The sequence below is a fragment of the Streptomyces sp. ITFR-6 genome (assembly GCF_031844725.1).
In the GTDB taxonomy this organism is placed as follows: Bacteria; Actinomycetota; Actinomycetes; order Streptomycetales; family Streptomycetaceae; genus Streptomyces.
Genome location: NZ_CP134612.1, coordinates 2,012,020 through 2,024,227, shown reverse-complemented (window position 1 = coordinate 2,024,227; position 12,208 = coordinate 2,012,020). Strand labels below are relative to the sequence as shown.

The window sequence follows — 12,208 nt, the reverse complement described above, 5'->3', positions numbered from 1 at the left end:
AGCGGCGCCCTACGGGCTCTTTCGGTACAGTGCGGAAATCAGCAGACCGCATGGTGAGGCCCCCTCGTGTTGACGCAGACCACCACTCGGGTCCTCGAACCCAGCGACCTCGGCGCCGCCCTCGCGGTGCTGGAGAGCGAACCCGTAGCCAACGCCTTCGTGACCTCCCGGGTCCAGATCGCGGGCCTCGACCCATGGCGCCTCGGCGGCGAGATGTGGGGCTGGTACGCCAACGGGCGGCTGCGCTCCCTCTGCTACTCCGGGGCCAACCTCGTCCCCATCTGCGCCGGACCCGAAGCCGTCAGGGCCTTCGCGGACCGGGCCCGCAGGGCGGGGCGCCGCTGCTCCTCGATCGTCGGCCCCGCCGAGCCCACCGCACAGCTGTGGCGGCTGCTCGAACCGGGCTGGGGCCCCGCCCGCGAGGTCCGGGCCAACCAGCCGCTCATGGTCGCGGACAGCCCCTCCGCCGAGGTGACCCCCGACCGGCTGGTCCGCCGCGTCCGCAAGGACGAGATGGACATCCTGATGCCCGCCTGCGTCGCCATGTTCACCGAGGAGGTCGGCATCTCCCCGCTCGCCGGCGACGGCGGACTCCTCTACCAGGCCCGCGTCGCGGAGCTCATCGCCGCCGGCCGCTCCTTCGCCCGGATCGAGGACGGAAAAGTCGTCTTCAAGGCCGAGATCGGTGCCACCACCCCCCAGGCCTGCCAGATCCAGGGGGTCTGGGTCGCCCCCGAATTCCGCGGCCGCGGCTACTCGGAGACCGGTATGGCCGCCGTCCTGCGCCACGCCCTGACCGAGGTCGCGCCCATCGTCAGCCTGTACGTCAACGACTACAACACCCCCGCGCGCAAGTCCTACAGCCGGATCGGCTTCCGCGAGGTCGGCGCGTTCATGAGCGTCCTGTTCTGACCCGGCGGCCGGGACAGCCACCGTCCCTCCCCGGCCCGTATCCCGCCCGCCGCGACGGACAGTAAGGTCTGTCCATGGCAGCAGCTTCCGGGGGCGGCCCCCACACACCCAGCGTCCGGATCGCACCGATCGATCTCGCCGCACGCGTGGACGAGGCGCTCGCCGTCCAGGCCGTCGCCTTCGGCCTCGGCCCCGACGAGATCGAGGTACGCCGCCACATCGTCCTCAGACACCTCGACCATCCGCACGCCCGCGCGCTGGGCGCCCTGACCCCGGACGACCGGCTCGCCGGCTTCGTCTACGGAATGCCGAACGAACGCGGCCACTGGTGGTCCACCGTCGTCGAGCCCTATCTGCGCGCCACCGGCTCCGCACACTGGCTCGACGACTCCTTCGTGATCACCGAGCTCCACGTCCACCCGGAGTTCCAGAACCGGGGGATCGGCCGCGCCCTGATCACCACCGTCACCGACGCCGTGGACCAGCCCCGCTCCATCCTCTCCGCGATCGACACGGAGAGCCCGGCCCGCGGTCTGTACCGCTCGCTCGGCTACCAGGACCTGGCCCGGCAGGTGCTCTTCCCCAGCGCTCCCAAGCCGTACGCGGTCATGGGAGCACCGCTTCCACTGCGCCGCCGCTGAGGAATCGATTTCCGCCCGCGCGGGCCACCCGGCTAACCTCGGGGCCATCACCCTTCCGAGCAGGAGTTCATCATGGCCCAGGTCCAGCGCATGTCCCGATTGATGATCAAGACACTGCGCGACGACCCGGCGGACGCCGAGACGCTCAACCACAAGCTGCTCGTCCGGGCCGGCTACGTACGTCGCACCGCCGCCGGCATCTGGTCCTGGCTGCCGCTCGGCAAGAAGGTCCTCGAAAACGTCAGCCGCGTCGTCCGCGAGGAGATGGACGCCATCGGCGGCCAGGAAGTGCTGCTCCCCGCACTGCTCCCCAAGGAGGCGTACGAGGCGAGCGGCCGCTACGACGAGTACGGCGACCTGCTCTTCCGCCTCCAGGACCGCAAGGGCGCCGACTACCTCCTCGGCCCCACCCACGAGGAGATCTTCACCCAGGTCGTCAAGGACATGTGCTCGTCCTACAAGGACCTGCCGGTGATCCTCTACCAGATCCAGACCAAGTACCGCGACGAGGCCCGCCCCCGCGCCGGAGTGCTGCGCGGCCGCGAGTTCCAGATGAAGGACTCGTACTCCTTCGACACCACCGACGAGGGTCTGGCCGAGGCGTACCAGCTGCACCGCGGCGCCTACATCCGGATCTTCGAGCGGCTCGGCCTCGACCACCGCATCGTCTCCGCCGTCTCCGGCGCCATGGGCGGCTCGGCGTCCGAGGAGTTCCTCGCGCCCGCGCCCGCCGGTGAGGACACCTTCGTCGACTGTCCGAACTGCGACTACGCCGCCAACACCGAGGCCGTGACGTTCAACGCAACCCCGGTCGACGGCTCGGCGTCCGGCCCCGTCGAGGAGCTGGACACCCCCGACACCCCGACCATCGAGACCCTCGCCGCCCACCTCGGCGTCCCGGCCTCCGCCACCCTCAAGAACCTTCTGGTGAAGGTGGACGGCGAGATCGTGGCCGTGGGCGTGCCGGGTGACCGCGAGGTCGACCTCGGCAAGCTCGGTGAACACCTGGCCCCCGCCGTCGTCGAGCTGGTCACCGCGGAGGACTTCGTCGGCCGCCCCGACCTGGTCCGCGGCTACGTCGGACCGCAGGGACTGGAGAAGGTCCGCTACATCGCGGACCCCCGCGTCGCCGCCGGCACCGCCTGGATCACGGGTGCCAACAAGGAGGGCAAGCACGCGAAGAACGTCGTCGCGGGCCGCGACTTCGAGGTCGACGACTACCTCGACGTCGTCGTCGTCGAGGCGGGCGACCCCTGCCCCAAGTGCGGCACCGGCCTCCAGGTGGACCGCGCCATCGAGATCGGCCACATCTTCCAGCTCGGCCGCAAGTACGCCGACATCTTCTCCCTCGACGTCCTCGGCCAGCAGGGCAAGCCCGTCCGCGTCACGATGGGCTCGTACGGCATCGGCGTCTCCCGTGCGGTGGCCGCCCTCGCCGAGCAGACCGCCGACGACAAGGGCCTGTGCTGGCCCCGCGAGATCGCCCCGGCCGATGTGCACGTGGTCGCCGCGGGCAAGGCGCTCCAGACCGAGCTGGCCCTCGACGTCTCCGAGAAGCTGAACGCGGCCGGTCTGCGCGTCCTGGTCGACGACCGCGCGGGCGTCTCGCCCGGCGTCAAGTTCACCGACTCCGAACTGATCGGCGTACCGAAGATCCTGGTCGCCGGCCGCCGCTCGGCCGAAGGCGTCCTGGAGCTCAAGGACCGCCGCACCGGCGAGCGCGAGGAGCTGACCGTGGACGAGGCGATCGCCCGCCTCACCGAGCAGGGCTGACCGCCCCGCGTTCCGTAGACGCACACCACTTCGTCCCGTCGGTCCGTCCGGCGGGACGAAGTGCTGCCGGGCCGGGACCGGGGCGGATCAGCGGAAGGCGGCGGCGTTCTCCGCGGCCCACTGCCGGAACGGGCGGGCCGGCACCCCGGTGACCCGCGCGACCGTGTCGCGCACCCTCAGCAGCTCGTCGTTCACATCGCCGCCGGTCACGTCCAGCACCGCGTCCGCTGCCTCGGCCCCGAAGACCGCGGCCATCCGCGCGTGGGCCTCCTGGCGGCTGATGGCGGCGAAGGGAACCTCCCGGCCCAGCGCTGCCCCGATGGCCTCGGCCTGCTGCCGGGCGCTCACCGGCTCCGGACCGGTCAGGGCATACGTGGCCCCCCGGTGGCCGGACTCGGTCAGCGCCACCCGTGCCACCGACGCGATGTCCGCGGGATGGATGGTCGGCAGCGCGGTGTCCGCGTACGGCGCGCGAACGGTCTCCCGGCCCCGGACGGAGGACGCCCACATCAGCGCGTTCGAGGCGAACTGCGTCGGCCGCAGGATCGTCCAGTCCATGCCGCTCGCCCTGAGCAGCCGCTCCACCGCGAGGTTCTCACCGGCCGGGCCGAGCCGGGGGTGGGCCCGAGCGGTAATGGAAGACACCAGCACGACGTGCCGCACACCCGCCTGCCGGGCCGCGTCGAGGATGTCGGCGTCCGGGCCCAGACGCGACACCAGGAACATCGAGCGCACCCCGTCCAGCGCGGGCTTCAACGACGCGGCGTCCGCGAAGTCGCCCTCCGCGGCCTCGACGCCTTCGGGGAAGACGGCCCGCGCGGCATCGCGGGTGAGTCCCCGCAGGGGCCCGGCACCGTGCGCGTGGAGTTCCCTGAGCAGGGCGCTGCCGATGTTTCCGGTGGCTCAGGTCACGAGGATCATGAGCGTGTTTCCCGTCGTCAGATGATGAACCTGACGGCACGCTAGGACTTCGATCCCGCTTCAGGTCAACAGGTGTCCCGGCGACATGCCCTACAGCCAGCCCGCGAACTCCATTGTCACTTCGCCCTCCTGGCGGCGGCCGGCGGTCAGCGCCCGGGTGCCGGACTCCACCGCGCGGAACAGCGTCCAGCCGTGCAGCCGCTCGCGGTCCACGTCCAGGGACTCCGCGAGCCGCTTGATCCTGCGCCGGGCCGTCATCGGGCCACCCGGCGAGGCGATCAGATCCTCCACCCGGTCTCGCACCAGCCGCGCCAGATCGTAGGCCCGCTCACCGACCAGCGGCTCCGGGCCGACCGTCAGCCAGGGCGCGCGCTCGCCCGAGAGCACCTTGCTCTGCCGGAAGTTGCCGTGGAGCAGCAGGGTTTCGGGGGAGTCGGCGACCAGTTCCTGGCGTGCCGCCAGGGCGGCGGAGACCAGCGGCTCAAGGTCCGGCTCCGCCTCCGCGGCCGCCAGCATCGGAGCGGTCCGCCGCGCGGTCCGCTCCGCGACCGTCTCGAAGGCGTGGCCGGCGGGCGGCTCGACCCACAGCCGCCGTACCGTGCCCGCCGCCTCCAGCAGGGCCTTCGCCTCCGGCAGCGAACGCAGCGACACCTCGGGGTGCAGCCGCTCCAGCAGCAGGGCGCCCGCGCCCGGGTCCCTGGGGAGCAGCTCCTCACCCGGTGCGATCAGCTGGACCGCGCCCCAGCCGTTCCAGTGCGCCAGCGCCGCCCTTTCGAGCTCGGGCGCGGCCCCCGACGGAGAGATCTTCAGCGCCGCCGGGGCGCCGTCGGCACCCCGCACCAGCAGGACCAGGCTGCTGCGCCCGCCCGGGGCGGTGACCCGGTCCACGGACAGCTCCCGGCCTGCCTGGTCCAGCGCCCGGCCGGTCAGTGCGGGAAGCTCCGCGAGCCATTCCCCGGCGGCCGTATCCCCGTACGACTCGCCGAGCGCTCGCACCAGACGCTGCGGCGGTTCAAAACCCATACGTGCTGTGTTCCCTTTCAGAGCCTGCTTCAGCGCGTCGTGCCGGTCCGGCCCTTCGCGTCCGACCCGGTCTTCGCGTCGGCACCCGTCGCCGCGTCCTTCTCACCGGCACCGTCCTTGCGGGAACCGTCGGCGGCCCGCTCGACGAGCCCGGGAAAGGGTATGCCGCTGCCCCGCCAGCGCACCGCGCGCACCGCGGCCTCCCGCAACGCGTCCGCGGCATCCCGCCGCAGCGGCCCCTCGGCGGCCCGTACGAGGTCGGAGTAGACGTCCGCCACCCGGTCCTCCAGCACGGCGGCGAGCCGCACCGCCTCCGCGGGGCCCGGCACCGCGAACGGCAGAGCGTACGCGGGGTCCGCCGCCACCGGTTCACCGCCCAGGCCCCGCACCGTGCGCACCAGCGCGTCGCGGCGGGCCCGGTGGGCGTGGTGCGCAGCGGTGGCCTCGGCGCGGCGGCCCGCGGTGACCCGGCCGCCCGCCACCCCGTAGCCGTACACCGCGGCGTGTTCCGCGGCCAGCGCCGCCTGTGCGGCCTTGAGGGCCGCCTCGCGCTCGTCCTTGTCGCTCACGCCTTCTCCTTGGCCAGTCCGGTCAGCAGGTAGGAGTGCGCGGAGGCGGCCGCCGCGAGGGAGGCGAGCAGCCGGGCCAGCTCGGGGGGCGCCTCCATGAGGGCCTCCGTGTACGAGGCCGCGGCCCGGCGCTCGGCGGCCGCCAGTGCCTTGACGGCCTCCGGGGGGCTGTCGGCGGGCCGGGTCCGGACGAATTCGAGCGAGGCCTTGCCGCCCGGCGCGAGGGCCGTGACGTGGGCACGTACGGCGTCGCGCAGCGGGGTGAGCCCGGCCGAGGTCGCCGGATGGGCGGCGAGCACGTTCTCGTACTGCCCCAGCAAGGAGGTGGATACGCCGGCGGCCTTCTTCCGCAGCGACGTCTCCGCCTTCACCGCGGTGGCGGAGGCGGTCCGGGCGTCGGCGTGCGCGGAACCCTTCCGGCCGCCGCCCCCGTCCTCCGCACCGTCTCCGCAGGCGGCCAGCACCGCCCCCATGGCGATCGCTCCCGTCGCGGTGAGCGCGCCCCTGCGCGTCGTCCCCGTGCGCCGCACGTGTTCTCCTTCGGGCTGGACCTGTCTTGACCGGATGTGTCCGGAAGTGATCACCGCAGGCGAGCGTACCCGCGCTCGGGGGGCCGACGGACGGCAACACCCCCCGGGACCGGATACCCTTTGACCAGACACACGACGATCCCCACAACAGCACACGCGGCCGAGGAGTCACCCGGATGAGCACCACCCAGAGCGAGAGGCTGCGCGGGCTGGTAGAACCGCTCGTCAGCGCCGAGCAGCTGGATCTGGAAGAGATCGAAGTGTCCCGGGCCGGCCGCCGCCGGGTGCTGCGGATCATCGTGGACTCCGAAGAGGGCGTGGAGCTCGACACCTGCGCGGATCTGAGCCGCGCGATCTCCGAGAAGCTCGACGAGACCGACGCGATGGGCGAGGGAGAGTACGTCCTGGAGGTCAGCTCTCCCGGTGCCGACCGCCCGCTGACGGAGTACCGCCACTACGTACGCAACACCGGCCGCCTGGCCAGGCTGACCCTGAACGAGGGCGGCGAGCTGGTGGCCCGCGTTGTCGCGGTCGACGAAGAGGGCCTCGATCTTGAGGTGCCGGGCGTCAAGGGCCGCAAGTCCACGTCCCGCCGGATCTCGTTCGACGAGATCGCCAAGGCGCGTGTGGAGCTGGAATTCAACCGCAAGGACAAGAAGGAAGAGGAGGCGTAGCCGTGGACATCGATGTGAAGCTTCTGAAGGGCTTGGCGCAGGACAAGGAGATCCCGTTCGACGTGCTCGTCGAGGCGATCGAGTCGGCCCTCCTCATCGCGTACCACCGCACGGACGGCAGCCACCGCAGGGCGCGCGTGGAGCTGGACGAGCGCGGCCATGTGACGGTGTGGGCCAAGGAGGACCCGGCCGATCTGGAGGAGGGCCAGGAGCCCAAGGAGTTCGACGACACCCCGTCGGGCTTCGGCCGGATCGCCGCGACCACCGCCAAGCAGGTCATCCTGCAGCGGCTGCGCGACGCCGAGGACGACCGCACGTTCGGTGAGTACGCGGGCCACGAGGGCGATGTCGTCACCGGCGTCGTCCAGCAGGGCAAGGACCCGAAGAACGTCCTGGTCGACATCGGCAAGCTGGAGGCCATCCTGCCGGTGCAGGAGCAGGTGCCCGGCGAGGAGTACACCCACGGACTGCGGCTGCGCACCTACGTCGTACGGGTGGCCAAGGGCGTGCGCGGTCCGTCGGTGACGCTGTCACGGACCCACCCCAACCTGGTGAAGAAGCTCTTCGCGCTGGAGGTCCCGGAGATCGCGGACGGTTCCGTCGAGATCTGCGCGATCGCCCGCGAGGCCGGCCATCGCACCAAGATCGCGGTCCGCTCCACCCGCTCCGGCCTCAACGCCAAGGGCGCCTGCATCGGCCCGATGGGCGGCCGTGTGCGCAATGTCATGGCCGAGCTGCTCGGCGAGAAGATCGACATCGTGGACTGGTCGGACGACCCGGCCGAGATGGTCGCCAACGCGCTGTCGCCCGCCCGGGTCAGCGAGGTCGAGGTCGTGGACCTCGGCGCGCGCTCCGCCCGGGTCACGGTGCCCGACTACCAGCTGTCGCTGGCGATCGGCAAGGAGGGCCAGAACGCCCGTCTCGCCGCCCGCCTCACCGGCTGGCGCATCGACATCCGCCCGGACACCGAGACCGACGCCGAGCGCGATGTGGCCGACCGGGAGCGGGCCGAGCGGGCCAGGGAGCGCGCCGAGCGCAACTGATCCGGCGACGGGCCGGGGCGCGGTTCGGAGTGCGCCGAGGCCCGCCCGGAGCAGGCCGCCAAGGAATAGATCTCGTCGACATCCCGCTGAGATCACGACAACATCCGTTCGATCGTTGCCCCAAACAGGTGAGGTCGGTACGGGGAGGTAGACTTCAACGTGTCTGGCCGGACGCACGCCCGCGCTTGCCCTGAGCGAACCTGTGTGGGTTGCCGCGAGCGAGCGGCCAAGAGCGAGCTGCTGCGCATCGTGGCGGACGGAGGCGCCTGCGTCCCCGACCCTCGCGGTACGCTGCCCGGCCGGGGTGCATATGTACACCCCGCATCTGTCTGTCTGGACCTGGCGGTCCGCCGCCGGGCATTCCCCCGGGCCTTCAAGGCCAAGGGGCCGTTCGACCCCGCAGCGGTACAGCGGTTCGTCGAACGGGCGACACCGTAGGAACAGGAAATTGAACGGCACGGGTCCCCGTGCGGTCAGGTACCTCGCGAGTTGGAAGTAGGTCGAGATTGCGATGAGCACTCGATGAGTACGCGATGAGTACGCCCATGAAGTAGCGACGGTCCGGCGGTAACCCGGACCTAAAAGGAGCGAAGTGGCTAAGGTCCGGGTATACGAACTCGCCAAGGAGTTCGGAGTTGAGAGCAAGGTCGTCATGGCCAAGCTCCAGGAACTCGGTGAATTCGTACGTTCGGCGTCCTCGACGATCGAGGCGCCGGTTGTACGCAAGTTGACTGACGCACTGCAGGGTCCCGGTGGCAACGCCGGCAAGTCCGCTGCAAAGCCTGGCGCGCCCCGCAAGGCCGCCCCCTCGAAGCCCGCAGCGCCCTCCCCGGCCGCTGCGGCACGTCCCGCTGCCCCGAAGCCCGGCGTACCGGCTGCCAAGCCGGCCGCCGCCGAGGCCCCGAGCAGCACCCCCGCCGCGGCCCCCGCGCCGTCGGCCGGCCCGCGTCCGGGCCCCAAGCCGGCGCCCGCGAAGCCCGCCCCGGTCACCCCGGTGCCCGCGGCCGAGTTCTCGGCCCCGGCCCCGGCGCAGCCGGCCGCACCGCAGCAGCAGGCCCCGCGCCCCGCGGGTGCCACCCCGGGTCCCCGCCCTGCCCGTCCGGCTCCGGCCGCTGGTCAGCGTGACGGTGGCCGCGAGGGTGGTCAGCGTGACGGTGGCCGTGGTGGCGACCGTCCGGCGCGTCCCGCAGGCCAGGGCGCCCCGCGTCCCGGCGCACGTCCGGCGGGTCCCCGTCCGGGCAACAACCCGTTCACCTCCGGTGGCTCGACGGGCATGGCCCGTCCGCAGTCGCCCCGTCCCGGCGGCGCCCCGCGTCCCGGTGGCGGCTCGGAGCGCCCCGGCGCCCCGCGTCCCCAGGGTCAGGGCGGCGCACGTCCGTCTCCGGGCGGCATGCCGCGCCCGCAGGCTCCTCGTCCCGGCGGCGCCCCCGGCGCAGGCGGTAACCGTCCCAACCCGGGCATGATGCCGCAGCGTCCCGCTGCGGGTCCGCGTCCCGGTGGTGGCCCCGGCGGTGGCCGTGGTCCCGGTGGCGGCGGCGGCCGTCCCGGCGGCGGTGGCGGCGCGGGCCGTCCCGGTGGCGGCGGCTTCGCAGGCCGTCCGGCCGGTCCCGGTGGCGGTGGCGGCGGTTTCGCCGGTCGTCCCGGTGGCGGTGGCGGCGCGGGCCGTCCCGGTGGTGGCGGCGGCTTCGGCGGTCGTCCCGGCTTCGGTGGCCGTCCCGGTGGCCCCGGTGCCCGTGGTGGCACACAGGGTGCCTTCGGCCGCCCCGGCGGTCCCGCGCGTCGTGGCCGCAAGTCGAAGCGGCAGAGGCGCCAGGAGTACGAGTCGATGCAGGCCCCGTCGGTGGGCGGCGTCATGCTGCCCCGCGGCAACGGGCAGGCTGTCCGGCTGTCTCGCGGTGCCTCGCTCACGGACTTCGCGGAGAAGATCAACGCGAACCCGGCGTCGCTCGTCGGCGTGATGATGAACCTCGGCGAGATGGTCACTGCCACGCAGTCCGTCCCGGACGAGACGCTGAAGCTCCTCGCGGACGAGATGAACTTCGTCCTGGAGATCGTCAGCCCCGAGGAGGAGGACCGCGAGCTGCTCGAGTCCTTCGACATCGAGTTCGGCGAGGACGAGGGCGGCGAAGAGGCCCTGGTCTCCCGTCCGCCGGTCGTGACCGTCATGGGTCACGTCGACCACGGTAAGACCCGACTGCTGGACGCGATCCGCAAGACGAACGTCGTCGCGGGCGAGGCCGGCGGTATCACGCAGCACATCGGTGCCTACCAGGTCGGCGCCGAGGTCAATGGCGAGGACCGCAGGATCACCTTCATCGACACCCCGGGTCACGAGGCGTTCACCGCCATGCGTGCTCGTGGTGCGAAGTCCACCGACATCGCGATCCTCGTGGTGGCGGCGAACGACGGTGTGATGCCCCAGACGATCGAGGCGCTGAACCACGCCAAGGCGGCCGACGTGCCGATCGTGGTCGCGGTCAACAAGATCGACGTCGAGGGCGCCGACCCGGTCAAGGTGCGCGGTCAGCTCACCGAGTTCGGTCTGGTGGCAGAGGAGTACGGCGGCGACACGATGTTCGTCGACATCTCCGCCAAGCAGGGCCTCAACATCGAGGCTCTCCTGGAAGCCGTCGTCCTCACCGCCGACGCCTCGCTCGACCTGCGGGCCAACCCGGAGCAGGACGCGCAGGGTATTGCGATCGAGTCCCATCTCGACCGAGGCCGAGGTGCCGTGTCGACCGTCCTGGTCCAGCGCGGAACGTTGCGCATCGGCGACACCGTGGTGGTCGGCGACGCGTACGGCCGTGTCCGGGCGATGCTCGACGACAATGGTCAGAACGTCCAGGAAGCGGGTCCCTCGACCCCCGTCCTGGTCCTGGGTCTCACCAACGTCCCGGGTGCCGGCGACAACCTCCTGGTGGTCGACGAGGACCGTACGGCCCGTCAGATCGCCGAGAAGCGTGCCGCTCGTGAGCGCAACGCCAACTTCGCCCGCAAGGGTGTCCGGTTCTCCCTGGAGAACCTGGACGAGGCGCTCAAGGCCGGTCTGGTCCAGGAGCTCAACCTCATCATCAAGGGCGACGCGTCCGGTTCGGTGGAGGCTCTTGAGTCCTCGCTGCTCCAGCTCGACGTCGGTGAAGAGGTCGACATCCGGATCCTGCACCGCGGTGTGGGTGCGGTCACCGAGTCGGACATCAACCTGGCGACCGGCTCCGACGCCATCGTGATCGGCTTCAACGTGCGCGCCGCAGGGCGTGCCGAGCAGATGGCCGACCGCGAGGGTGTGGACGTCCGTTACTACTCGGTCATCTACCAGGCGATCGAAGAGATCGAAGCGGCCCTCAAGGGCATGCTCAAGCCGGAGTACGAAGAGGTCGAGCTCGGTACGGCGGAGATCCGCGAGATCTTCCGCTCGTCCAAGCTGGGCAACATCGCCGGTGTGCTGGTCCGGTCCGGCGAGGTCAAGCGCAACACCAAGGCACGACTGCTCCGCGACGGCAAGGTCATCGCGGAGAGCCTCAACATCTCCGGGCTGCGCCGCTTCAAGGACGACGTCACCGAGATCCGCGAAGGCTTCGAGGGCGGTATCAACCTCGGAAACTTCAACGACATCAAGATCGACGACGTCATCGCGACGTACGAGATGCGCGAGAAGCCGCGAGGCTGACCCGTACCTCAACAGTCGGGGCCGGTCGACGGGTCGTATTTCCGTCGATCGGCCCCGGCCGTTCCGTGTACGGTTCTTGTGTCCCTGCCAAACACCGGCGGGGCGCGAACCCGAACCGGCGGGACATCCGGACATACATGTATGTGGGGACACTGTCCTTCGATCTGCTTCTCGGCGACGTACGGTCGCTGAAGGAGAAGCGCTCCGTGGTCCGTCCGATCGTTGCCGAGCTCCAGCGCAAGTACGCGGTGAGCGTGGCGGAGACGGGCGGCCAGGACCTCCATCGCAGGGCCGAGATCGGCCTCGCCGTGGTCTCCGGGGACACCGGACACCTCACGGACGTGCTGGACCGGTGCGAGCGGCTGATCGCCGGCCGGCCGGAAGTGGAGCTGCTGTCCGTACGGCGGCGGCTGCACAGCGACGAAGACGATTGAGCAAGGCGAAGGAGACGGACC

12 protein-coding genes are annotated in these 12,208 nt (G+C 71.6%); 8 read left to right on the top strand and 4 right to left on the bottom strand.

Going from position 1 to position 12,208, the window contains the following annotated elements; all coding sequences use genetic code 11:
* Positions 1-66: 66 nt before the first annotated feature.
* The 3 genes from RLT59_RS08945 to RLT59_RS08935 all read left to right on the top strand — a co-directional run bounded on the left by RLT59_RS08945 (position 67) and on the right by RLT59_RS08935 (position 3,326).
* Entirely contained in the window at positions 67-912 is an 846-nt protein-coding gene (locus tag RLT59_RS08945) for a GNAT family N-acetyltransferase (RefSeq protein WP_311302914.1), read from the top strand.
* A 74-nt stretch (positions 913-986) separates the two neighbouring features.
* Positions 987-1,553 (top strand): GNAT family N-acetyltransferase, encoded by a 567-nt coding sequence (locus RLT59_RS08940; protein ID WP_073739160.1) that lies wholly within the window; start codon positions 987-989, stop codon positions 1,551-1,553.
* 72 nt (positions 1,554-1,625) lie between these two features.
* Positions 1,626-3,326: a proline--tRNA ligase gene (locus tag RLT59_RS08935; protein ID WP_311302913.1), complete on the top strand. Its 1,701-nt coding sequence runs from the start codon at positions 1,626-1,628 to the stop codon at positions 3,324-3,326.
* Between the two features lie 87 nt (positions 3,327-3,413).
* On the opposite strand, the gene RLT59_RS08930 is transcribed toward RLT59_RS08935, so the two are convergent.
* The 4 genes from RLT59_RS08930 to RLT59_RS08915 all read right to left on the bottom strand — a co-directional run bounded on the left by RLT59_RS08930 (position 3,414) and on the right by RLT59_RS08915 (position 6,369).
* Positions 3,414-4,217, bottom strand: coding sequence for an NAD(P)H-binding protein (locus RLT59_RS08930; RefSeq protein ID WP_311307658.1), 804 nt, complete (start codon positions 4,215-4,217; stop codon positions 3,414-3,416).
* 120 nt (positions 4,218-4,337) lie between these two features.
* Complete coding sequence (locus tag RLT59_RS08925) at positions 4,338-5,270, bottom strand: aminoglycoside phosphotransferase family protein (protein ID WP_311302912.1); 933 nt, start codon at positions 5,268-5,270, stop codon at positions 4,338-4,340.
* Between the two features lie 29 nt (positions 5,271-5,299).
* Positions 5,300-5,839, bottom strand: coding sequence for a ferritin-like domain-containing protein (locus RLT59_RS08920; RefSeq protein WP_311302911.1), 540 nt, complete (start codon positions 5,837-5,839; stop codon positions 5,300-5,302).
* Positions 5,836-6,369 carry a hypothetical protein gene (locus RLT59_RS08915; RefSeq protein WP_311302910.1) on the bottom strand — a complete coding sequence of 178 codons (534 nt, stop codon included), beginning with the start codon at positions 6,367-6,369 and terminating at the stop codon, positions 5,836-5,838. The genes RLT59_RS08920 and RLT59_RS08915 overlap by 4 nt, the downstream gene beginning before the upstream one ends.
* A gap of 176 nt (positions 6,370-6,545) precedes the next feature.
* Between RLT59_RS08915 and rimP the strand changes: the two genes are divergently transcribed.
* The 5 genes from rimP (at position 6,546) to RLT59_RS08890 (ending at position 12,187) form a co-directional block, all read left to right on the top strand.
* Positions 6,546-7,043, top strand: coding sequence for a ribosome maturation factor RimP (gene rimP / locus RLT59_RS08910; RefSeq protein WP_311302909.1), 498 nt, complete (start codon positions 6,546-6,548; stop codon positions 7,041-7,043).
* Positions 7,044-7,045: 2 nt separating this feature from the next.
* Positions 7,046-8,086: a transcription termination factor NusA gene (gene nusA, locus RLT59_RS08905; RefSeq protein ID WP_073739165.1), complete on the top strand. Its 1,041-nt coding sequence runs from the start codon at positions 7,046-7,048 to the stop codon at positions 8,084-8,086.
* Positions 8,087-8,245: 159 nt separating this feature from the next.
* Positions 8,246-8,524, top strand: coding sequence for a YlxR family protein (locus RLT59_RS08900; protein ID WP_073739166.1), 279 nt, complete (start codon positions 8,246-8,248; stop codon positions 8,522-8,524).
* 154 nt (positions 8,525-8,678) lie between these two features.
* Entirely contained in the window at positions 8,679-11,753 is a 3,075-nt protein-coding gene (gene infB, locus RLT59_RS08895; RefSeq protein WP_311302908.1) for a translation initiation factor IF-2, read from the top strand.
* Positions 11,754-11,890: 137 nt separating this feature from the next.
* The gene (locus RLT59_RS08890; protein ID WP_073739168.1) at positions 11,891-12,187 is read left to right on the top strand and encodes a DUF503 domain-containing protein; all 297 of its coding nucleotides are present in this window, start codon (positions 11,891-11,893) and stop codon (positions 12,185-12,187) included.
* Positions 12,188-12,208 lie beyond the last annotated feature (21 nt).

Bases quoted from the DNA above. Each gene is read 5' to 3' on its own strand.
- rimP (WP_311302909.1), top strand. From the start codon at position 6,546: ATGAGCACCACCCAGAGCGAGAGGCTGCGCGGGCTGGTAGAACCGCTC.
- RLT59_RS08890 (WP_073739168.1), top strand. From the start codon at position 11,891: ATGTATGTGGGGACACTGTCCTTCGATCTGCTTCTCGGCGACGTACGG.
- RLT59_RS08940 (WP_073739160.1), top strand. From the start codon at position 987: ATGGCAGCAGCTTCCGGGGGCGGCCCCCACACACCCAGCGTCCGGATC.
- RLT59_RS08925 (WP_311302912.1), bottom strand. From the start codon at position 5,270: ATGGGTTTTGAACCGCCGCAGCGTCTGGTGCGAGCGCTCGGCGAGTCG.
- RLT59_RS08935 (WP_311302913.1), top strand. From the start codon at position 1,626: ATGGCCCAGGTCCAGCGCATGTCCCGATTGATGATCAAGACACTGCGC.